The 21560-nt window shown below is 64.4% G+C and carries 24 protein-coding genes and 1 tRNA gene; 18 read left to right on the top strand and 7 right to left on the bottom strand.

Going from position 1 to position 21560, the window contains the following annotated elements; translation table 11 throughout:
• The first annotated feature begins 1 nt into the window (after position 1).
• Genes nrdR through AC628_RS22180 form a run of 3 tightly spaced genes read left to right on the top strand, consistent with a single transcriptional unit; the run spans position 2 to position 2237 of the window.
• Positions 2–484 (top strand): transcriptional regulator NrdR, encoded by a 483-nt coding sequence (gene nrdR / locus AC628_RS22190; RefSeq protein WP_016844999.1) that lies wholly within the window; start codon positions 2–4, stop codon positions 482–484.
• Positions 481–1629, top strand: coding sequence for a bifunctional diaminohydroxyphosphoribosylaminopyrimidine deaminase/5-amino-6-(5-phosphoribosylamino)uracil reductase RibD (ribD, locus tag AC628_RS22185; RefSeq protein WP_074128866.1), 1149 nt, complete (start codon positions 481–483; stop codon positions 1627–1629). The genes nrdR and ribD overlap by 4 nt, the downstream gene beginning before the upstream one ends.
• The gene (locus AC628_RS22180) at positions 1629–2237 is read left to right on the top strand and encodes a riboflavin synthase (protein WP_074128865.1); all 609 of its coding nucleotides are present in this window, start codon (positions 1629–1631) and stop codon (positions 2235–2237) included. The genes ribD and AC628_RS22180 overlap by 1 nt, the downstream gene beginning before the upstream one ends.
• Here AC628_RS22180 and AC628_RS43070 read toward each other — a convergent pair.
• Positions 2207–2422, bottom strand: a complete 216-nt coding sequence (locus AC628_RS43070) for a hypothetical protein (RefSeq protein ID WP_143201743.1) — start codon at positions 2420–2422, stop codon at positions 2207–2209. The genes AC628_RS22180 and AC628_RS43070 overlap by 31 nt on opposite strands.
• 30 nt (positions 2423–2452) lie before the next feature.
• Between AC628_RS43070 and ribH the strand changes: the two genes are divergently transcribed.
• The 5 genes from ribH to AC628_RS44135 all read left to right on the top strand — a co-directional run bounded on the left by ribH (position 2453) and on the right by AC628_RS44135 (position 7352).
• Positions 2453–2944 carry a 6,7-dimethyl-8-ribityllumazine synthase gene (gene ribH / locus AC628_RS22175; protein ID WP_074128864.1) on the top strand — a complete coding sequence of 164 codons (492 nt, stop codon included), beginning with the start codon at positions 2453–2455 and terminating at the stop codon, positions 2942–2944.
• A 2-nt stretch (positions 2945–2946) separates the two neighbouring features.
• Positions 2947–3441 (top strand): transcription antitermination factor NusB, encoded by a 495-nt coding sequence (nusB, locus tag AC628_RS22170; RefSeq protein ID WP_074128863.1) that lies wholly within the window; start codon positions 2947–2949, stop codon positions 3439–3441.
• 149 nt (positions 3442–3590) lie between these two features.
• Positions 3591–4592: a thiamine-phosphate kinase gene (gene thiL / locus AC628_RS22165; protein WP_074128862.1), complete on the top strand. Its 1002-nt coding sequence runs from the start codon at positions 3591–3593 to the stop codon at positions 4590–4592.
• Between the two features lie 223 nt (positions 4593–4815).
• Positions 4816–6936, top strand: coding sequence for a sodium-translocating pyrophosphatase (locus AC628_RS22160; protein ID WP_074128861.1), 2121 nt, complete (start codon positions 4816–4818; stop codon positions 6934–6936).
• A 260-nt stretch (positions 6937–7196) separates the two neighbouring features.
• Positions 7197–7352 carry a hypothetical protein gene (locus AC628_RS44135; RefSeq protein ID WP_167351864.1) on the top strand — a complete coding sequence of 52 codons (156 nt, stop codon included), beginning with the start codon at positions 7197–7199 and terminating at the stop codon, positions 7350–7352.
• A 173-nt stretch (positions 7353–7525) separates the two neighbouring features.
• Here AC628_RS44135 and AC628_RS22155 read toward each other — a convergent pair whose 3' ends face one another.
• Together AC628_RS22155 and AC628_RS22150 are read right to left on the bottom strand one after the other, a co-directional pair.
• Positions 7526–8533, bottom strand: coding sequence for a Bug family tripartite tricarboxylate transporter substrate binding protein (locus AC628_RS22155; RefSeq protein ID WP_074128860.1), 1008 nt, complete (start codon positions 8531–8533; stop codon positions 7526–7528).
• 94 nt (positions 8534–8627) lie between these two features.
• Entirely contained in the window at positions 8628–9107 is a 480-nt protein-coding gene (locus AC628_RS22150; RefSeq protein ID WP_074128859.1) for an outer membrane protein assembly factor BamE, read from the bottom strand.
• Positions 9108–9244: 137 nt separating this feature from the next.
• Between AC628_RS22150 and AC628_RS22145 the strand changes: the two genes are divergently transcribed.
• From AC628_RS22145 to AC628_RS22110, 7 genes are all read left to right on the top strand, one after another.
• Entirely contained in the window at positions 9245–9796 is a 552-nt protein-coding gene (locus tag AC628_RS22145; protein WP_074128858.1) for a ubiquinol-cytochrome C chaperone family protein, read from the top strand.
• Positions 9793–10380 (top strand): YceD family protein, encoded by a 588-nt coding sequence (locus tag AC628_RS22140; protein WP_074128857.1) that lies wholly within the window; start codon positions 9793–9795, stop codon positions 10378–10380. The genes AC628_RS22145 and AC628_RS22140 overlap by 4 nt, the downstream gene beginning before the upstream one ends.
• 309 nt (positions 10381–10689) lie before the next feature.
• Positions 10690–11751, top strand: coding sequence for a phosphate acyltransferase PlsX (plsX, locus tag AC628_RS22130; RefSeq protein WP_074128855.1), 1062 nt, complete (start codon positions 10690–10692; stop codon positions 11749–11751).
• Positions 11748–12725: a beta-ketoacyl-ACP synthase III gene (locus AC628_RS22125; protein ID WP_074128854.1), complete on the top strand. Its 978-nt coding sequence runs from the start codon at positions 11748–11750 to the stop codon at positions 12723–12725. Before plsX ends, AC628_RS22125 begins: the two co-directional genes overlap by 4 nt.
• A 130-nt stretch (positions 12726–12855) precedes the next feature.
• Complete coding sequence (locus AC628_RS22120; protein WP_035631661.1) at positions 12856–13191, top strand: integration host factor subunit alpha; 336 nt, start codon at positions 12856–12858, stop codon at positions 13189–13191.
• Between the two features lie 128 nt (positions 13192–13319).
• Positions 13320–13913, top strand: coding sequence for a MerR family transcriptional regulator (locus tag AC628_RS22115; protein WP_074128853.1), 594 nt, complete (start codon positions 13320–13322; stop codon positions 13911–13913).
• 99 nt (positions 13914–14012) lie between these two features.
• Positions 14013–14090: transfer RNA gene (locus AC628_RS22110), tRNA-Pro, on the top strand.
• 69 nt (positions 14091–14159) lie between these two features.
• Here the strand turns inward: AC628_RS22110 and AC628_RS22105 are convergent.
• The gene (locus AC628_RS22105; protein WP_074128852.1) at positions 14160–14672 is read right to left on the bottom strand and encodes a MarR family winged helix-turn-helix transcriptional regulator; all 513 of its coding nucleotides are present in this window, start codon (positions 14670–14672) and stop codon (positions 14160–14162) included.
• Between the two features lie 452 nt (positions 14673–15124).
• Here AC628_RS22105 and AC628_RS22100 point away from each other — a divergent pair, with 452 nt between their 5' ends.
• The 3 genes from AC628_RS22100 (at position 15125) to AC628_RS22090 (ending at position 18597) form a co-directional block, all read left to right on the top strand.
• Positions 15125–16660 (top strand): porin, encoded by a 1536-nt coding sequence (locus tag AC628_RS22100; protein WP_074128851.1) that lies wholly within the window; start codon positions 15125–15127, stop codon positions 16658–16660.
• A 443-nt stretch (positions 16661–17103) separates the two neighbouring features.
• The gene (locus AC628_RS45430; RefSeq protein ID WP_074128948.1) at positions 17104–17283 is read left to right on the top strand and encodes a hypothetical protein; all 180 of its coding nucleotides are present in this window, start codon (positions 17104–17106) and stop codon (positions 17281–17283) included.
• 351 nt (positions 17284–17634) lie between these two features.
• The gene (locus AC628_RS22090; RefSeq protein ID WP_074128850.1) at positions 17635–18597 is read left to right on the top strand and encodes an SDR family oxidoreductase; all 963 of its coding nucleotides are present in this window, start codon (positions 17635–17637) and stop codon (positions 18595–18597) included.
• Between the two features lie 149 nt (positions 18598–18746).
• Here the strand turns inward: AC628_RS22090 and AC628_RS22085 are convergent, their stop codons facing one another.
• From AC628_RS22085 to AC628_RS22075, 3 genes are all read right to left on the bottom strand, one after another.
• Entirely contained in the window at positions 18747–19214 is a 468-nt protein-coding gene (locus AC628_RS22085) for a GcrA family cell cycle regulator (protein ID WP_074128849.1), read from the bottom strand.
• A gap of 103 nt (positions 19215–19317) precedes the next feature.
• Positions 19318–19518: a hypothetical protein gene (locus AC628_RS22080; protein ID WP_016844973.1), complete on the bottom strand. Its 201-nt coding sequence runs from the start codon at positions 19516–19518 to the stop codon at positions 19318–19320.
• Positions 19519–19682: 164 nt separating this feature from the next.
• Positions 19683–21509: an AMP-binding protein gene (locus AC628_RS22075; protein WP_245321270.1), complete on the bottom strand. Its 1827-nt coding sequence runs from the start codon at positions 21507–21509 to the stop codon at positions 19683–19685.
• Positions 21510–21560: the final 51 nt, after the last annotated feature.

The raw sequence follows: 21560 nt of genomic DNA, 5'->3' as shown, positions 1-21560 counted from the left end.
GATGCGCTGCCCGAGCTGCAATTCTCTCGATACGCAGGTCAAGGACTCGCGTCCGACCGAGGACTCCGCCGTGATCCGCAGGCGGCGTGTGTGCATGGCCTGCAACTTCCGCTTCACGACCTTCGAGCGGGTGCAGCTGCGCGAGCTCACCGTGATCAAGCGCAACGGCCGCCGCGTGCCGTTCGATCGCGACAAGCTGGTGCGCTCGCTGCAGATCTCGCTGCGCAAGCGCCCGGTGGAGTCCGAGCGTGTGGAGAAGATGGTCTCGACCATCGTGCGCGAGCTCGAAAGCGGCGGCGAGGCGGAGGTTTCATCCGAGGCGATCGGCGAGATCGTGATGGAGCATCTGCGCCAGCTCGACGACGTCGCTTATGTGCGCTTCGCCTCGGTCTATCGCAATTTCCGCGAGGCCAAGGATTTCGAGGCGGTGCTCGACGAGTTGACCGGCGAAGAGGATCCGCGGCTCGCAACGTTGCGAAAATGATCTTTCGCATTCTCGAAGACCAGTTCGCGCAGAAATCCAAAGAGGCCAAAGCCGCCGATCTGCGCTTCATGCAGCTCGCGCTCGCGCTCGGCCGCCGCGGGCTCGGGCGCACCTGGCCCAATCCGGCGGTCGGGGCCGTGATCGTCAAGGACGGCGTGATTGTCGGCCGGGGATGGACGCAAGCAGGCGGCCGCCCGCATGCCGAAGTCGAGGCGCTGCGGCGCGCCGGCGACGCGGCGCGCGGCGCCACGCTCTATGTCACGCTCGAGCCGTGTTCGCATTTCGGGCGCTCGCCGCCTTGTGCGGACGCCGTCGTCGCAGCCGGGCTCGCCCGCGTGGTGTCGGCGATCGAGGACCCCAATCCGGACGTCGGCGGGAAGGGGCACGCGAAACTGCGCGCCGCCGGCATCGCGGTCGATGTCGGATTGTGCCAGGCGGAGGCCGCGCACGACCATGCCGGACATTTCCTCCGGATCACGGAGAAGCGCCCGCATGTGGTCCTCAAGCTTGCGGTATCCGCCGACGACAAGATTGCCGCCCACGGCCACAAGCCGGTTGCGATCACCGGTGAGGCCGCGCGGACCCGGGTGCATCTGCTGCGCGCGCAGAGCGATGCGATCCTGGTCGGCATCGGCACGGTCAAGGCCGACGATCCGCTGCTGACCTGCCGGCTGCCCGGCATGGCGGCGCGCTCGCCGGTGCGCGTGGTGCTGGATCGTGCGCTGCGGATCTCGGGCGACAGCCGAATGGTGCATTCCGCGCGCGAGACGCCGCTCTGGTTGATGACGTCTGACTTGGCGGAAGCACCCGCTGCGGTGAAGCTTGGCGCTGCCGGTGCGCAGGTGATCCGCGTTGCCGCCAGCACGCCTCACGGGCTCGATCTGCCCGCCGTCTTGCATGCGCTGGCGGAGAAGGGAGTCACGCGGCTCTTGGTCGAGGGCGGGTCTCGCGTGGCAAATTCTTTCGTGGCAGCCGGCCTCGTCGATGAAATCTGGCTGTTGCGCGGGCCCGATGCGATCGGCGCCGATGGCGTTCCCGCGCTGGGCGCAATGCCGCTCGACGCAATCACGCAGTCGCCGACCTTCCGCCTTCGTGCTAGCGAAACCCTCGGCAAAGACAGTCTCAATATCTACGAGCGTGCGTAATGTTTACCGGAATTGTCACCGATGTCGGCGAGATCACCAGCCTGAAGCCAGTCGCGCAGGGGCAGCTGCACCGGATGCGGATTGCCTGCGACTACGACCAGACCACGATCGCGGACGGCGCCTCGATCGCCTGCAACGGCGTCTGCCTCACCGTGGTCGCCTCCGGCACCGCCGACGGCAAGACCTGGTTCGACGTCGATGCCGCGGCCGAGACGCTCGGCATGACCACGGCCAAGCATTGGGGGCAGGGCGGCAAGCTCAACCTCGAGCGCGCGCTCAAGATCGGCGATGAGCTCGGTGGTCACATCGTGGCCGGGCATGCCGACGGCATTGCCACCATCGTCAAGCGCGACGATCTGCCCGACATGGCGCGCTTCGAGCTCAGAACCACCCGCGAACTGGCGCGTTTCATCGCGGCGAAGGGCTCGGTCACACTGGACGGCGTGTCGCTGACCGTGAACACGGTCGACGACGTCACGTTTTCGGTGCTGATCATCCCGCATACGCTCAGCGTCACGACCCTGAGCGGCTGGAAGGCCGGCAGCGAGGTCAATATCGAGGTCGATCTGATGGCCCGCTACGCCGCGCGGCTGTCGGAGATGAAATAGCCTCGATCCGGGGCATTGCGGCGGAGCCGGACGTCCTTATGTGCCAATTCGGTCCGGGCGACTTCCGGCCGAATATCCCATGCATTGCTGACGAAGCCGACCTGAAAAATCAGGTCGATCGCGGTGACATCCGGGCCAGTATTGCCCTTGGCTTTACCACCTGCTGCGCCTAAAACGCTGCACAAATCCTCCCCAAGTTCCGATTGGTTATTGCAATGGCTGACGCGCGGCGCGCACCCCTGAAGGACCAGACCAACATCACAGGCGCTCGCGTGCTGATCGTCGAGGCCCGGTTTTATGACGACATCCAGGATGCGCTGCTGGAAGGCGCGCTGGCGGAGCTGAAGACCGCCGGCGCCAGCCACGACGTGATCACGGTGCCCGGCGCGCTGGAGATTCCGGCCGCGATCGCGATTGCGATCGATGCGGCTGCGGCGAACGGCAAGCCTTATGACGCGGCGATCGCGCTCGGCTGCGTGGTGCGCGGCGATACCATCCATTTCGAGATCGTCTCGCAGGAATCCTCGCGCGGCTTGATGGATCTGGCCGTGAGCCGGAAATTCCCGCTCGGCAACGGCATCCTCACCGTCAACACCGAGGCGCAGGCCTGGGCGCGGGCGCGCGCCAGCGAGCTGAACAAGGGCGGCGACGCCGCGCGGGCGGCGATCGCGATGCTGCGGATCAAACGCCGCCTGGCAAGGGCCTGACCATGGCTGACAACAACAAACCCGGCAAACAAGCTGACCGGAAAGCCAACCGGCGCGGCGCGGCACGGCTCGCCGCCGTGCAGGCGCTGTACCAGATGGACATCGGCGGCGCCGGCATCAACGACATCTTCGCCGAGTTCGAGAGCCACTGGCTCGGCAACGAGGTCGAGGGCGACAAATATCTGCCGGCGGAAGCGGCGTTCTTCCGCGATGTCGTCTCCGGCGTGGTGCGCGACCAGGCCAAGCTCGATCCCTTGATCGACGAGGCGCTGTCGAAGGGCTGGCCGCTGAAGCGGATCGACGCGATTTTACGCGCGGTATTGCGGGCGGGCTCCTATGAGCTGGAGCACCGTAAGGACGTGCCGGGCCGCGTGGTGGTGTCCGAATATGTCGACGTCGCGCATGCCTTTGTCGAGAAGGACGAGACCGGCATGGTCAACGCCGTGCTCGACCAGATCGCGCGCCAGTTCCGCGGCGACGAGTTTGTGCGGGGCTAAGTTCTAGGCGACAACTCTTGCTGTAGCCGTCATCCTGAGGTGCCGCAGCGAAGCGGAGGCCTCGAAGGGTGGCGGCGTGGCTCGGTGGCAGAGCCGGGGCCGTGCATCCTTCGAGGCTCGCTCCGCTCGCACCTCAGGATGACGGGTTGATGACCGAAGCAAGCAAACCGGCCTCCGGCGAAGACTCCCTGATCGCGCGCTATTTCAAGCCGCTGGCGACCGATCCGGGCGCGTTCGGCCTCGACGACGACGCCGCCGCGCTGCGGGCGGCCGGCGAGGACATCGTGGTCACCACCGATGCCATCGTCGAGGGCGTGCATTTCCTCCCCGATGATCCACCCGACACGCTGGCGCGCAAGGCGCTGCGGGTGAACCTGTCCGACATCGCGGCCAAGGGAGCTACGCCTGCAGGCTTCGTGCTGACGCTGGCCGTGCGCAAGGTCGATGAGAGCTGGCTGAAGCCGTTCGCCCGGGCGCTTGGCGAGGACGCGGTCGATTTTGGCTGTCCGCTGCTCGGCGGCGATACAGTCTCCACGCCAGGGCCGCTGATGATCTCGATCACCGCGTTCGGCCGGCTGCCGCAGGGCAAGATGGTGCATCGCGCTGGCGCGCAGGCGGGCGACCGCGTGTTCGTCACCGGCACGATCGGCGATGCCGCGCTCGGTCTCGATGTGCTGCAAGGAGGTCCGGTCGCGGCGGCGCTGGCGGACGATGCCGCCGGGCGGGATTTTCTTGCCGCCCGCTACCGTGTTCCGCAGCCGCGCAACGCACTTGCCCGTGCCGTCCGCGCCCACGCCAGCGCGGCGATGGATGTGTCCGACGGTCTCGCCGGCGATCTGGCCAAGCTTTGTGCAGCCAGCGGTGTGACGGCCGTGATCGACGTGCCCAGCGTCCCATTGTCATCAGCGGCCGCGGGGCTGCTCGCACGCAAGGCGGTTGGGATCGAGACCCTGGTCGCTGGCGGCGACGACTACGAACTTCTGTGCGCGGTGCCTGGCGATCGCACAGACGCCTTCCTGCGAGAGGCACGCCAGGCCAAGGTCACTGTGACCGCCATCGGCGGCCTCATTGCCGGTTCGTCACCACCAAGCTTCCTCGACGGGCAGGGCAGGGAACTGAAGTTGAAGCGGCTGTCCTACAGCCATTTCTAGAATTCCCGGCCGGACTGCGCCGATTTTCCTTCTAAATAGCTGCCGATATCGGCGTTTTCGGCCGCAGGTGGCGTTGCGCAGCGGTAACGATTTTGGCAAGGTCGCGCCCGATTTGAGGCAATCCGTTTTTGGGGAGGGTTGTCCTCGCAAAATAAGCGCCTGCCGCCCCCTAGCGGCACAAGAAGGCGCGGGGGGTTACATCAAGGATCTGAGGCAACATTCAATGACAGCTTTATGGTTGATTGTGCTCTGCGGGGCGCTTTCCATCGTCTACGCGATCTGGGCGACGCAGTCGGTCTTGAACGCGGATGCGGGCAATGCCCGCATGCAGGAAATCGCGGGCGCGGTGCGCGAGGGTGCACAAGCCTATCTGCGGCGGCAATACACGACGATCGGCATGGTCGGTATCGTGATCTTCGTGGTGCTGGCCTACTTCCTTGGCCTTCTGGTGGCCCTCGGATTTGCGATCGGCGCCATCCTGTCGGGTGCGGCCGGCTTCATCGGCATGAACGTCTCGGTGCGCGCCAACGTCCGCACCGCGCAGGCGGCGACCACGTCGCTCGCCGGCGGCCTCGAGCTCGCCTTCAAGGCAGGCGCGATCACCGGCATGCTGGTTGCCGGTCTCGCGCTGCTCGGCGTCACCATCTACTTCATGGTGCTGGTCAAGTTCATGGGGCTGGAAGCGGGCAGCCGCACTGTTGTCGACGCCATGGTGGCGCTCGGCTTCGGCGCCTCGCTGATCTCGATCTTCGCCCGTCTCGGCGGCGGCATCTTCACCAAAGGTGCTGACGTCGGCGGCGACCTCGTCGGCAAGGTCGAGGCCGGCATCCCCGAGGACGATCCGCGCAACCCGGCCACCATCGCCGACAACGTCGGCGACAATGTCGGCGACTGCGCCGGCATGGCGGCGGACCTGTTCGAGACCTACGCGGTGACCGCGGTCGCCACCATGGTGCTCGCGGCGATTTTCTTCGCCAAGACCCCGATCCTGGTGAACATGATGACCCTGCCGCTCGCGATCGGCGGCGTCTGCATCATCACCTCGATCATCGGCACCTTCTTCGTCAAGCTCGGTGCCAGCCAGTCGATCATGGGTGCCCTCTACAAGGGCCTGATCGCCACCGGCATCCTGTCGCTGGTCGGCGTCGCGGCCGTGATCAACTGGCTGATCGGCTTCGGCAAGCTCGATGGCGTCGACTACACCGGCATGGCGCTGTTCGAATGCGGCGTGGTCGGCCTCGTCGTCACCGGCCTGATCATCTGGATCACCGAGTACTACACCGGCACCGACTATCGCCCGGTGAAGTCAATTGCGGCGGCCTCCGTCACCGGTCACGGCACCAACGTGATCCAGGGCCTCGCGGTCTCGATGGAGGCGACCGCGATGCCCGCGATCGTGATCATCGCCGGCATTCTGGTCACCTACAGCCTGGCCGGCCTGTTCGGCATCGCGATTGCGACCGCCACCATGCTGGCGCTGGCCGGCATGATCGTCGCGCTCGACGCCTTCGGCCCGGTCACCGACAACGCCGGCGGCATCGCCGAGATGGCGGGCCTGCCCAAGGAAGTGCGCAAGTCGACCGACGCGCTCGACGCGGTCGGCAACACCACCAAGGCGGTGACCAAGGGCTATGCGATCGGCTCCGCCGGTCTCGGTGCGCTGGTGCTGTTTGCGGCCTATAATCAGGACCTCAAATTCTTCATCAGCGACGCCAACGCCCATGCCTACTTCAAGGGCGTCAACCCGGACTTCTCCCTGAACAATCCTTACGTCGTGGTGGGCCTGCTGTTCGGGGGCCTGCTGCCGTATCTGTTCGGTGCGATGGGCATGACCGCGGTCGGACGCGCAGCGGGTGCGATCGTCGAGGAGGTGCGCCGTCAGTTCCGCGAGAAGCCCGGCATCATGCAGGGCACCGACAAGCCGGACTACGGCAAGGCCGTCGATCTGCTGACCCGGGCGGCGATCAAGGAGATGATCATCCCCTCGCTGCTGCCGGTGTTGTCGCCGATCGTCGTCTACTTCCTGATCTATGCGATCGCGGGCGGCGGCGCGGCCGGCAAGTCGGCGGCATTCTCCGCGGTCGGCGCCATGCTGCTCGGCGTCATCGTCACCGGCCTGTTCGTCGCAATCTCGATGACCTCGGGCGGCGGTGCCTGGGACAACGCCAAGAAGTACATCGAGGACGGCCACTACGGCGGCAAGGGCTCTGACGCCCACAAGTCCGCGGTGACCGGCGACACCGTCGGCGATCCCTACAAGGACACGGCCGGCCCGGCGGTGAACCCGATGATCAAGATCACCAACATCGTGGCGCTGCTGCTGCTGGCGATCCTGGCGCACTGAGCGTCGCGACATAGACGACTGCAAAACCCCGCGGTGCGAGCCGCGGGGTTTTTGTTTCAAGGGGGGCGGGAAATATCGCACCGTCATTGCGAGCCAAAGGGTCGCGCGAACGCGCGCCCGATGACAGGCTCCGCGAAGCAATCCATCGCTTCACAAGCGGGGACATGGATTGCTTCGTCGCTGTCGCTCCTCGCAATGACGGTGTATTCCGCCAACGGTATCCGCTGAGAACCAGACGCTAACCAAACGGAGATCAATCGATGTCGCTCTCATCCGCCCGGAACTATGCGCTGCGCGCCTCCAAGTCGCAGGATCAGAAGGAGGCCATCGAGCTGCTGTCGCAGGCAATCATGGAGCTGGCGATGTCGATTGAAGCAACCGACGCCAAGGTCAAGAAGATCAACAAGTCGTCGTAGAATGAGCCAGAGCGTGCTCCGGAAAGGATTCGTATTAGCAAAGCGGGTAGGTCCAACCGAAGTCCTTCCGGGGCGGTCCGCAGGACCGAACCCGGAATCTCGAGATTCCCCGATGCGCAATTGCGCATCTGAGGTTCGATGCTTCGCATCGCCCCGGAATGACGGCTGCGCGGTCACTTGACCTCCATCTGGAGCCCTTCCTTTTCGATGATCGCGGCGAACTTCTTGGTCTCGGCATCGACGAAATCGGAGAATTGCTGCGGCGTGCCGTAGTCGGCGCGCGCGCCCATGCCAGCGATGTTCTTCCTGACGTCGTCGCGCTCCAGCATCGCCTTGATCTGGCGGTTCAGCTCGTCGATCACGGGCGCGGGCGCGGTCTTCGGCAGGAATACGCCGAACCAGGACGCGACATCGAATTTTGCGAGTTCCGGCGCACCCTCGCGCATGACAGGCAGATTGGGCGCGGACTCGCTGCGGTCGGTCGTGGTGACGCAGAGCCCGTTGAGCTTGCCGTCCAGCACCTGCGGCAGCGACGGATAGAGATTGTCGAACAGGATCTGGATGTCGCCGGCGAGCCCGGCCTGCAGCGCAGGGCCAGCGCCGCGGAATGGCACGTGCGTCATCTTCAACCCGGTGAGTTGCAGGAACCAGGCGCCGGTGAGGTGAGGGCTCTGTCCGGTGCCGGACGAGCCATAGGTGAGCTTGTCGGGGTTCTTCTTCAGAAAGGCGATCAGTTCCGGAATCGACTTGATGCCGGTCGACGGATGCGCCGAGACGATGTTCGGGATCCGGATCATGTTGGAGACCGCCTGCAATTGGTCGGCCTTGTAGGTCAGATTGCGGAAGATGCTGAAGGCGATCGCGTTGGGGCCGGGATTGCCGATCAGGATGGTGTGGCCGTCGCCCTTGCTGCGCGCGACCTCTGATGTGCCGATGGTGCCGCCGGCGCCGGAGCGATTCTCCACCACCACCGACTGGCCCCAGAGCGGCTGCAAATGCGCGGCAAGCAGCCGTCCCATCACGTCGGTCGAGCCGCCGGCTGCTGCCGGCACGATGATCCGAACGGTCTCGGTCGGCCGCCAGTCGCCGGCCCCCAAGCTTGCGCGCGGCAGGATCGATGCGGCCGCCAACGCGGCCGTGCCGGACAATACCGTACGACGGGAAAAACTCTTGGCTCTCACGCGCTTACCCCCTGCTCAGGCTCTTGTTTGTGAGCAAGCCTAGGGGAGCGCTTGCCCGTCGGGCAAGCGACAAACTGGCGCAGTTCCTTACGCGCTAGTTAAAGCTCAGCAGCTTGAACAGCGGTGTCAGGTAGGACATTTCCTGGCCCGACGTCGGCGTGGACCGGCTGACGAAGTCGAAGATCTTGCCGTCCTTCAGGCCGTAATTGGCAAGCCGGCGCACCTGCCGGTTCTTGTCGAAATAGACCGCGATGACGCGCTGGTCGACCACCCGCTGATTCATGAAGGCGACTGGACGCGAGGTCCGTTGCGAGATGTAGTAGAACACCTCGCCGTCCAGCGTTGCGACCGTCGAGGGCGTGCCGAGCACGATCAGCACCTGATCCTGACTCGCGCCGATCGGAATCTGCTCGAGCGCGCCGTCGGGCAGGATGTAGCCCTTCTGGAATTGCTCACCGGCGCAGCCGCCGAGCGCGGCGGCGCAGAACAGGCCAACGACCGCGATGGCGCGGAAGCGCGCGAAGAACCCGCGCGCGAAAGCCGCGCGAGACGGTTTGGGAAGAGTGTGGTTCATCGGCGGAACTGATCCGTCCCCTTGCATCGGCCGGAGCATTGACGTACCGGGCAGCTCAATGGATTGCAATCATGCCGAGCTCCAATGGGCGAGCCCTCAACAGGCGTCCTTTGGGGGGCCGGCAGCCGGAACCCGCTATGCTTTGGCCGTTCAATCACTTCAAAAGACCCCGGGTGCCCGCGCGCAGCACCATTGAGACCATCTATGGCATGATCGTGACGCAGGCGCGAGAACCGTTATTTTACCGTGACTTGGGCGTTCCGGACACGGTTAACGGCCGTTTTGACCTGCTTCTGATGCACCTGTGGATGGTGTTGCGGCGATTAAAATCCGTCGAGGGCGGCGGGGAGCTGTCGCAGGCCCTGTTCGATCATTTCTGCATCGACATGGACGACAATCTCAGGGAAATGGGCGTCGGCGACCTCACGGTGCCGAAGCGCATGCAGGCGTTCGGCGAGGCCTTTTACGGCCGCACCGCGGCCTATGACCTGGCGCTGACCGACAGCGACCAGGCCCTGGCCGAGTCGTTCTGCAAGAACATCCTCAATGGTCAGAACATCGACAAGGCCCGCGAACTGGCCGCCTATGCCCGGGCAGCGCTGGCCGAATTGGCACGCGCCGACCGTGCGGCGCTGACCCAGGGTGAATGGCGCTTTCCGGCGCCACAGGTTGCGGGGAGCGCGGCATGAGCGGCGGCAGCACAGGGCGGCCCGAGCGTGATCGCGATCCTTGGCGGGTGCTCGTCAACGTCGCGCAGATCCCCGAGACCGGGCTGCATCGTGCGATCGTAGCCGACGAGGCGGCGCGCAAGGCGATGGCCGATGCCGCGGAGTTGCGGGAAGTCATGTCCGCGCAGGCGGAGTTCGATCTGCAGCCCAAGCGCGACGGCAGCTATCACGTCACCGGCCGGGTTCAGGCGAGGGTCGGGCAGACCTGCGTGGTGACGCTCGATCCGATCGAGAACGAGATCGATGAGCCGATCGACGTGGTGTTCGCGCCGCCGGAGCAGATCCCGCAAATGGCCGACCTGGTCGACGACGCCGAGGAGAGTGACGAGGAGACGCCGGACCCGCCGGAGCCGATCGTCGGCGGCTTCATCGACATCGGCCGGCTTGCCACCGATGCGCTTTTCCTCGGCATCGACCCGTATCCGCGCAAGGTGGATGCGGTCTTTGAACAAGAGGTTGAAGCGCCGGACCCGGAAAATCATCCCTTCGCCGCCCTGAAGGCGCTGAAGGACAAGGCGGACGGCAAGAAGCCCAAGGGCAGTTAAAGGCAGCCGGCGTCACATTTGCGGGGATGGCTTGCCTGCGGAGTTGCGCGAATGGCGTTCGCGATCACTTCAAATAAGTGTCACAATGCATTGAAATACAATGTATTTCTGATATATCTTAATGCGTTGCGTGACGGTTCGGCCACTGCCTTGTTTGTGGTCAAGAGGTTGTGTCGGACCGCGGACACGCTATTGTCGCGGCCCGGCCGAGACCCGAGTTGGTTTTCGCCGGGCGCCGTTGACGGCGGTGACTTCAAGCTCGCGGTCTTCGTCTGAAGGGCTGCGGGAGAGCAGGCTTCCGGGACGTTCATGCCTCATAAGGTTCGAATCGCGCTTGACGCCATGGGGGGCGACGTCGGCGCTTCCGTCGTCATTCCCGGCGCCGCGATCTCGTTGAGCCGTCATCCCGACAGCGAATTCCTGCTGGTCGGGGACCAGGCCCAGATCGAGCCGGAGCTCGCGAAACATCCTGGGCTGAAGGCGGTATCGAAGGTGATCCATACCGACGTCGCCGTGAAGAATGACGAGAAGCCGAGCCAGGCGCTGCGGCGGACCCGCCGTGCGTCCTCGATGTGGCTGGCGATCGACGCGGTGAAGCATGGCGAGGCCGATGTCGCGGTCTCCGCCGGCAATACCGGCGCGCTGATGGCGATGGGTGGGATCAATCTGCGGACACTGCCCGGCGTCGACCGCCCGGCGCTCGCCGCGGTGTGGCCGACCTTGCGCGGCGATTCGGTCGTGCTCGATCTCGGTGCCTCGATCGGCGGCGACGCCCGCCATCTGGCGACGCTGGCGGTGATGGGCAGCGCCATGGCTAGCGTGCTGTTCAACCTCGAACGGCCGACCGTCGGCCTGCTCAATATCGGTTCCGAGGAGATCAAGGGCCACGGCGAAATTCGCGAGGCGGCCGAGATGCTGCGCGCGATGAACTCGAACCAGTTCAACTATATCGGTTTCGTCGAGGGCGACGCGATCGGCAAGGGGCTCGCCGACGTCATCGTGTCGGAAGGGTTCAGCGGCAATATCGCGCTCAAGGCCGCCGAGGGAACCGCGCGCCAGATGTTCACGCTGCTGCGCGAGGCGATGTCGTCGAGCTGGCTGGCGCGGATCGGCTACCTGTTTGCCCGCGGCGCGTTCCAGAAGCTGCGCGACAAGCTCGATCCGAACAAGTCGAATGGCGGCCTGCTGCTCGGCCTGAACGGCGTGGTGGTCAAGAGCCATGGCGGCATCAACGCGGAAGGCTTTGCCTATGCGGTGGATGTTGGCTATGAGATGGCCCACTACGATCTCCTCACCAAGATCAATCAGATGCTCAACCGCGACGGCAGCGCCCTGGTGCAGGCGCAGACCGCGCAGGAGGCTGTCTCGTGACTGCGATACGTTCGGTAGTGCTCGGCTGCGGCTCATATTTGCCGGAGCGGGTTTTGACCAATGCCGAACTGGCTCAGCGAATCGACACGTCGGATGACTGGATCGTGCAGCGCACCGGCATCAGCGAGCGGCACATCGCCGCCGACGACGAGTTCACCTCGCATCTTGCGATCAACGCGGCGCGCGCAGCGCTCGCCGATGCCGGGATCGACGCCCAGTCGATCGACCTGATCGTGCTGGCGACCTCGACGCCCGACAACACGTTCCCGGCGACCGCGGTCGCGGTCCAGCATGCGCTCGGCATCGACCATGGCGTCGCTTTCGATCTGCAGGCGGTGTGCTCCGGCTTCGTCTTTGCGCTGACCACCGCCGACAATTTCCTGCGCGCCGGCCATCACAAGCGGGCGCTTGTGATCGGCGCCGAAACCTTCTCGCGCATCCTCGACTGGAACGACCGCGGCACCTGCGTGCTGTTCGGCGATGGCGCTGGCGCGGTCGTGCTGGAGGCGCAGCAGCAGTCCGGCACGACCGACGATCGCGGTGTGCTGACGACGCATCTGCGCTCCGACGGGCGCCACAAGTCGAAGCTGTTCGTCGATGGCGGTCCCGGCTCGACCAAGACGGTCGGCTACCTCCGGATGGAGGGCCGCGAGGTGTTCAAGCACGCCGTCGGCATGATCACCGACGTGATCGTCGATGCGTTCAATGCCACCGGGTTCACCGCCGACGACATCACCTGGTTCATCCCGCACCAGGCCAACAAGCGAATCATCGACGCGTCGGCCCATAAGCTGCATATTGCGCCGCAGAAGGTGGTCTTGACGGTCGACAAGCACGGCAACACCTCGGCGGCCTCGATCCCGCTCGCGCTGTCGGTCGCCGTGAAGGACGGACGCGTCAAGAAGGGCGATCTGGTGCTGTTCGAGGCGATGGGCGGCGGCTTCACCTGGGGCTCGGCGCTCGTGCGCTGGTGAGCGCTTCGCTTAAAAGGACGGATATTTCGTAAGGTTCTTTTCCAGCGTGCATGCTGGTCGCTGTTGACCATTGCGCGCTAAGCTTTTAATTTCAGTCAAGAAATTGTTCGCCGAGAGTGCGGGGCAGGCGATGACGACGGGAACCGGAAAAACAGTGACGCGCGTCGATTTGTGCGAGGCGGTCTACCAAAAGGTAGGTCTGTCGCGCACGGAATCGTCGGCGTTTGTCGAGTTGGTGCTGAAGGAGATCACCGATTGCCTGGAAAAGGGCGAGACGGTGAAGCTGTCCTCGTTCGGCTCCTTCATGGTGCGCAAGAAGGGCCAGCGTATCGGCCGCAATCCAAAGACCGGCACCGAGGTGCCGATCTCGCCGCGGCGTGTGATGGTGTTCAAGCCGTCGGCGATCCTGAAGCAGCGGATCAACGGCCACGTCGTCACCAATGGCGACGGCAGCAAGGCCGACTAGGGCGTTTTCAAGCGAAGTGGATACCCGGTTCGCGTGAAGAAGACGCGCCAGAACCAGAGTCTGGAGTCCCGTTCCGATTCAACCGGAACGGAGGAGGCTCCAGGCATTGAAGCCAGAGGAGCGGGCATTTGGACAAGGCGCCGGATGCGTTCCGTACCATCAGTGAAGTCGCAGATGAGCTCGATATTCCCCAGCATGTGCTGAGGTTCTGGGAAACGCGCTTCGCGCAGATCAAGCCGATGAAGCGCAGCGGCGGCCGCCGCTATTATCGCCCCGACGACGTCGACCTGCTGAAGGGCATCCGCCGGCTGCTCTACGGCGAGGGCTACACCATCCGCGGCGTGCAGCGGATCCTGAAGGAGCACGGCATCAAGTCGGTGCAGGGCATCGCCGACCAGACCGCCGCGGTCTCGTTCGGCGCGGTCGAGGAGGCGGTCGGCAACAGCATGGCCGAGCCCGACGACCTCGAGAGCACTGACGGCCTCGATTTCGACGGCGAGGAGGGCGACGGCGACGAGGGAGGAATCGACTACCGATTCGTCGATCCCGACGTGGATCCGATCCTGTCGACCTACAAGGCGCATGCCCACCCGGGCAAGGCGGCGGCTGCGCCGCCGGTGCGCCCCACCGTTCCGTCAGCGGATCGGGAGCGGCTCGAACGCGTGTTGCAGGAGCTGGTCGCCTGCCGGCAGCTAATCGATGCGGCGATGAAGGACGGCTGAGCCAAGGAAACCGGGATGGGAACCGGGGCCCCGGATTGCAGCCTTTAAGCGCCTGCTCCGCCTTGCGCGAACGCTGGATCGCAGCTAATGGAACGACATCGGAGCGTGGCGCAGCCCGGTTAGCGCACTAGTCTGGGAGACTAGGGGTCGGAGGTTCAAATCCTCTCGCTCCGACCATTTTTCAAAGCATTCGGGTTTTCAAAACATTTGGCGGCGTTGATTTCGGCCCGATGCGGCCCCGCCGCCTCACGTCTCGAAATCCATCGCCGCGATCAGGCACGCCTTTTCCAGGCGGTTGTTGAGCATCGCGAGCTTGGCGGTGAACTCGGCCAGCTCGTGCTCGCTGAATTCCTCGAACACGGTTTTCTTGAACGCCTTGTGCTGCTCGGCGAGGCCCGCCAGATGCTTTCGGGTCTTGTCGGTCAGCGACAGGCGGACCACGCGCGCGTCGGCCGGGGAGGGCGAGCGACGCAGCAGCTCCTTCTGCTCGAGCAGCTTGGACTGCGTGGTCACGAACGACGGATCGACATGCAGCAGCTTCGACACCACGTTGATCGGCACACCGTCATCCTTGTCGAGATCCGAGATCGCGATGAGGATCATCCATTGCGGACCGCTGACGCCGAGCGCCTTGCCCCAGAGCTGGCGGACCCGTTCGAGATGCGAATTGATGGACGAGATCTCGAGCGTAAAGCGCTTGATGATGTCGAGATGCTCGATGGCGCGCAAACGCGCCTGGTCCTTCCTGGTCGCTGACACAGCTTCCCCTTCCCTAGGTGCCGACTCAGCTTTGTGCTGATTTATTTCTTGTTTCCCGCGTCGACGGGACGTTTTTTCTAGTAAGTCGCTCGGGAAGGCAAGTGAACGTAAAGCAATTATGATGCGTATGTGACGATGGGGCTATTTGGGTGCGACAAATTTGCCCATGTGTGTGAGGTGGTTACATCGAGCGTTGCTGGCGGGACACAGTGTGGCCGCATTCGCATTCCTGACTTTATAAACTATTTTGTTTGGCGAACTCGCCAATGCATATTGAACCCGGCGGTAGGGGAATCTCGATCGTCCCGTTGCGGTGATCGTTCAAGTCCGCCGCACTCCAGAGATTGATCTGCGGGTGCGGGGTTTGGGGAAAACGGTCTTGGACAATGCGGGAGGATCACGGGGCGCTCGCGACCCCGACTCTACGCATATGAGCAACTTGGAGGTTTAATATGACATTGGCGAAGAGCCTTATTCTGGGCTCGGCCGCCGCGCTGGTCGCGGTCGGCGGGGCACAGGCGGCCGATCTTCCCGTTAAGGCCAAAGCGGTCGAATACGTGAAGGTTTGCTCGCTCTATGGTCCGGGCTTCTACTACATCCCCGGCACCGACACCTGCATCAAGCTGGGCGGCTATGTGCGCGCTGACGTTGTGGTCAACGGCAACAGCGTCTACGGCCCGAACACCAACGGTGCCAGCGGCGCCAACAACCGCTTCACCAACGGCTATACCTGGCGTTCGCGTGAAGACTTCAACATCGATACGCGCACCGCGACCGAGTACGGCGTGGTCCGCACATATTTCGATGCGGTGTTCACCTGGACCTCGGATACCTACACCGGCCAGGGCAACGGCTCGTCCGTCTACTCGGCGATCGGCAGCTCTGCCGCTCCGAACAACGCTGGTTCGGGCAACGTCGCTGCCGGCTCGGTCGGCGTCTACTACGCCTTCATCCAGTTCGCCGGCTTCACCATGGGTAAGGCGGTCTCGCAGTTCGCTGCTCCCTGGAACGGTTATCCGGGCAACAACTACGACGCTCTCGTCGGCGGCGTGAGCACCACCAACGGCATCAACCAGTTCACCTACACCGCGCAGTTCGGCAACGGCGTCTCGCTGGCTCTGTCGGCGCAGGACCAGGTTGCCTACATGCAGGCTGGCGTGAACAACCTCGGCGTCGGCGGCGCTTACGGCTCCAGCGACTACGCCGGCACGATCGCGCCGGACTTCGTCGCCGCGCTCAAGGTCGACCAGGCTTGGGGTCTCTTCCAGGCGTCGGTCGCCGCGCATGACAACCATGCTGCGTACTACGGCGGCACCGAGTTGACCGGTCATCCCGACGACAAGTGGGGTTGGGCGGGTGCACTGGCCCTGTCGATCAAGAATATCCCGACCGGACCCGGCGACACCATCAACATCCAGGGCGTCTACACTGACGGTGCGACCCGTTACAACATCCAGGAACTGGCCAGCGGCCTCGGCTCGATCGCCATCTTCGGCAGCACGAACCTGGCGGGCGCCTATCAAAGCGTCGGCTTCGGCACGGCGCCCGATACGGTGTTCGGCCCTGGCGGCCAGCAGCAGTCGATCAAGACCTGGGGCTTCCGCGGCGCGTACACTCACAACTGGGACCCCTACTGGAACACCAGCTTGTACGGTGCCTACGCTGCGGTCATGTACAACGACACGGCGAAGTCGCTCATCTGCGGCGTTGGCGGCGTCGGTGGCACGTTCCGCACGGCCTTCGGTGGCGGCGCTGGCGTGACCAACTGCAACCCCGACTACAACATCGGACAGATCGGCCTGATCACCCGTTGGACCCCGGTCAAGAACCTGACCTTCTCGGCCGACGTGACCTACGTCCATCTCGATCAGAAGTATGCCGGCACGATCACCACCTCGTCGGCTGGTATCGGCAAGCCGACCGCGACCTACGAGCTGAAGGATCAGGACACTGTCCAGATGCTCTTCCGCGCTCAGCGCAACTGGTAATACCGGTTGATCTGATCACGATCCCAGAACCCCGGCAGGTAACTGCCGGGGTTTTTTCTTCCGACCGGAAGAGGTGGTAGCGGAAGATTGGCTGCGACATTTCGGTCTACGCGAAGAACGAAGACGAGCCATGCGATTCATCAGCGGCAAACTTATTTACTTAGCTGATCTACTAAACTATATACACCACGGCCAACACATTGAATGATGGCTCTTGGCTGAATGCTAAGCCTCCCAAACCTCCGGCAATGCCCTGCCGGAGGTTTTTGATTCATGGCCACGAACCGGCGCCGGAGATCGCGATGCGCGCGGCACCGCAGATTGCCGCTCGCAAGCAGGCTCGCCCCGCCGCGTCGATTCGACGCCGTCAAGATTTGACGGAATCGATCCGCAGTGCATTCTCGTCGTTCATGGGACGCTTCAAGAACAGCCGTCTGGCTCGGATGAGCAGTGGCCATTACTGCCTGATCCGGGATCTCGGGCTGGTGAAGGGCGGCAAGGGATTGCGGCACCATGAGGTGGTCATCGACTTCTCGGGGCGCGGTCTGCTCAAGCTCATCATGAGCGCTGGCACCGCCGTCCTGCGCCGGCGCGCGCCGGTGCGGATCGAAACCGCCGAATAGCGCAGATCAATCCCGGGAGTTGAGCCCGATCATTCGTGACGCCACGCGCTGCGCGACCAGGTCTTCAGGCGACTGCTACGCGATCGCCATCAGCGTGGTCGCGACCAATCTGTTCACGATGTGCACGATCATCGTCTCCGGTTGTCGATGTCAGATTGTTCGTAACGCGGAATGATTTCGTTACGTCATCCTCTGTCTCGATCCGCCACACGCGGCTCAACTGCGCGTGAGCGCCGGGCGCCGTTGCTGGGCGACAATTCGGTGATGTACAGTGCCGCAGTCAAACGGCCGGGACTGCGATCCGCGCTCCAGCCGAAAGCAAGAAAAAAGCAGGGAAGGAACGGATCTCACATGAAGGATTTCGCCGGAAAGATTGCCGTCATCACGGGTGGCGGCACGGGCATGGGGCGTGAGCTCGCACGGCAGCTCGTTGCCGAGGGATGCAATGTCGCGATGTGCGACGTCTCGGCCGAGGCGATGGCCGAGACCAAGCGGCTCTGCGAGGTCGAGAAGCTGCCGCAGGGCCTGCGCATCACCACCCACATTGCCGACGTCTCGATCGAGGATCACTACAAGCGCTTCCGCGATGAGCTGATCGAGCAGCAGGCGACCGACAAGATCCACTTGCTGTTCAACAATGCCGGCATCGGCGGCGGCGGCAGCCTGTTCACCAACACCCGCGAGCAATGGGAGCGCACCTTCAACATCTGCTGGGGCGGCGTCTATCTCGGCGTCCGCACCTTCCTGCCGTTGCTGGTGAAGGCCGACGAGGCGCACATCGTCAACACGTCGAGCGTCAACGGCTTCTGGGCCTCAGTCGGCCTCGGCGTGTCGCACACCGCCTACAGCGCGGCGAAATTCGCGGTGAAGGGATTCACCGAGGCGATGATCAACGATCTCCGCCTCAACGCGCCGCACGTCAAATGCTCGGTCGTGATGCCCGGTCACATCGGCACCTCGATCGTGTCGAACTCGCGTAAGGTGCAGAACGGCTCCGACCAGCTCAATCCCGACGAGCTCAAGCAGGCTCGCCAGCGTCTGCAAGGGCAGGGCATCGACGTGGCCAAGATGTCGGATGCCGACATCCAGCAGCTCGCGCTCGATCGTGCCCGCATTTTCCACGACGAGGCGCCGACCTCGGCAGCTGCCGCCGCCAAGATCATCCTCGACGGCGTCAAGGCGGATCGCTGGCGCATCCTGGTCGGCGACGATGCGCATATGCTCGACGAGCGTGTGCGCAAGACGCCGGAGCAGGCCTACACGCCGGAGTTTTATCAGGACCTCGTGGCGGCGACCGGCTGGAAGGTCGGCTGATCGGCACCTCGTGAAATCCGTCATACTGAGGAGCGCGGAACGCGCGTCTCGAAGCATGCACGGCAGGGTTAGTGGCCGTCGATCCTTCGAGACGGCCGCGTTGCGGCCTCCTCAGGATGACGGGATCGGCGCTTCCGAGTTGCTATCAACTACCCGCGCATCGCGCGCTGGCGCGACCCAGCCTGATAGGCGAGGCGGTAATGCCCTGAGCAATAGGGCATGCCGCCGAGCGGCGTGTTGCCGCAGAAGCAGAAATCATCGGCGCCCGGGCTGCTGATCGGCCAGCGGCAGCGCTGCTCGCTCAATTCGAACAGCGAGCAGCTGTTGACGCTGACAACAGGCGCATCGTCGGGCTCCGGCTCGTAGACCGCCTGGAGCAGCCGGAGCTGCTGCTTCGCGGTCGCCCGTTGCGCGGCGTGCGCGGTGGCTTTCTTCCGCCGCGCCCTGCGTTCGTCCGGCGTCGTGCGGGTGAGGTTCAGCCGCGACAGCTTGCCGATCACCGCATTGCGGCTGACGCCGATATTGACGGCGATGTCGCGGCAGGAGAGGCCGGCTTCAAAGTAGATCTTGAGTTGGTCGACGCGCTCCGGCGTCCAGGTCTCTTGGTTGACAATCATCTGACGGTTCCACGTTCTGTGTTGAACCGCCGCGCCGGCACATACGCCCCTTGTCTCTTGAGCTCCGCGCAAACGCTCCGCGTTTGTCGCGAGGATCATGCTCTCAGGGCGTGCGGCCGTTATCGCGGATTGCAAGCAACCCGTCCTTGATGGCGAGTCGAATGCCTTCCTCGATCAATGTCCGTGCAACGCCCGGGACGCTCGTGCCGTGGGTGCCCTGTCTCACCAGCTTCTCGAGGTAACCAATGGTCGAGAGCGCCAGTGTGACCGGGACGCGGTCGGTTTCGGCCTTTTCCGTAGCCATGAAGAAACGCTTAACCCTGAACGCCTGTACTGAAAAGTATCTATTTAGAGTCTATTTAGGGATGTGGCAGTTCGTCAAGCCACCGGCCACAAAATGCGAACAGCCGCGCCGGAGATCGATTCCGGCGCGGCGTCGGGATAAGATTATTTAAGTATATTAACGGGTTAGGCGCGCAACTCGACCTTGACCGGGAACGTCTTGAGAAGCCGCTCAGCCGTTTCGGCCTGGTCCGCGGGCGCGGTCACGCTCAGGTACAGGCCCCGGGACGGGTCGGTGATGGCCTCCACACGGACCTCGCCGGACAATCCTTCCCGCGCCAGCAGCTCGCGCGCAGCCTCGCCGGCGGCGATCTCGCGCAGCTTCGGCTTGAAGATCTTGCCGACCGGCGTGACCGGCATCTCCGCAATCACCGACACCACGCGCGGGCGCGCCGGCGGCTCCAGGATGTTGTCCTGCACGAAAGCGGCGAGCGCCTGCGGATCGATATGCGCGCCGGGCTGCGCCGAGACGAACAGCATCGGCACTTCGCCGGCATAACTGTCGGGGCGTCCGACCGCCGCGGCCAGTGCGACGCCTGGAAACGCCAGCGCGGCGTCTTCGATCGCGCGCGGGTCGATGTTGTGGCCGCCGCGGATGATGACGTCCTTGGCGCGGCCCATGATGTAGACGAAGCCGTCGGCATCGATGCGGCAGATGTCGCCGGTGCGCAGCCAGCCGTCGCGGAACGCCTCTTCGGTCTGCTTCTTGTCGACGTAACCGGCGAACACCTGCGGGCCCCTGGTCAGGAGCTCGCCGACCGGCGAGGGCCACGGCCCGGTGTGCAGCTTGCCGCCCTCGAGGATCGCGAGCTCGACCAGTGGATTGCGGGTGCCGACGCTTTCGGCGCGCGGCTTCACGCCGTGGACGTCATGGGTGATGGCGCCGGCAAGCTCGGTCATGCCGTAGAGCTGCTGGATGCAGGGACCGCCCCAGGTCGCAAGATAGCGCCGTTCGATTTCCGGCGGGCAGATCGAGGCGCCGGTGGCGGTGACGCGCAGGGTCGAGATGTCGCTGTCCGCGACCGGGATGTCGGCCAGCGCGCCGAGCGTGGTCGGCACGTTGCCGGAGATGTTGACGCGGTATTTCTCGATGATCTTCCAGAAATGCGTGATCAGCGCCGGATCGCGCGCGCCGGCGGGGCCGGGGATGAAGATCGTCGTGCCGGCCGCCAGGCAATTGGCCGTCGTGCAGAACAGGCCGCCGACATGGAACAGCGGCATCGTGATCATCGCACGTTCGCCGCGGTGGAAGTCGAGTGCCATCCGCGAGGACAAGGTGGAGGCGACCATCGCGCGGTTGGTGAGCCGCGCCACCTTGGGATGACCGGTGGTGCCCCCGGTCGGCAGCATCACCGCGACACGGTCGGCCTCGCTCATGTCGCTCGACTTGCCGTAGTCGTCGCGCCAGGCCGGATCAGGCCGCAGCACCTCGCCGTCGAAGGAAATGCTGCCGTCGAGCGGCGCGATCACGATGCGCTTGAGCGAGGGCACCTCGCGCTGCAGCCCCTCGACCCGCTCATAGAGCCCGCCCGGCATTCCCGGCGGCGGCGCGATCAGCAGCTTCGCATTGATGGCATTGAGCTGGGCTGTGATCGCCTCCCGCGTGAACAGCAGGTTGAGCGGCTCGGCGACCCCGCAGGCGGCGGCGCCAAAGATCGCGACGATGCTGGCCGGACAGGCGGGCAGCAGGATCGCCACCGCATCATCCTTGCCGATGCCTTGGCCGCGGAAATAGGATTCGGCCGCCTTGATGCAGCCCATCAGCTGATCGTTCGAAATCACGACCGGGTTGGGATCGAGCGGCGAGCGCAGATAGATCGCAGCTTCGGCGTCCGGCGCCCCCTGCGGGCCGCGGGCGATGAGATCGAGGATGCGCGGGCAGGCGGCGAGCGTCTCCTGCATCTCCTTGTCGCGCGCAGCCTCGTCGGCCGGCGAAAGCCTGTCCTTCAGCATATCCATCCCCGTCCATTTTTGTTTCGTTGGGACGGAGATTGTATCGAGCCG

Origin of the sequence: Bradyrhizobium sp. NAS96.2 (assembly GCF_001908235.1) — a bacterium.
Taxonomy (GTDB): domain Bacteria; phylum Pseudomonadota; class Alphaproteobacteria; order Rhizobiales; family Xanthobacteraceae; genus Bradyrhizobium.
Note: the sequence above shows the minus strand (reverse complement) of the source record. Positions and strands in the feature narration are given on the sequence as shown.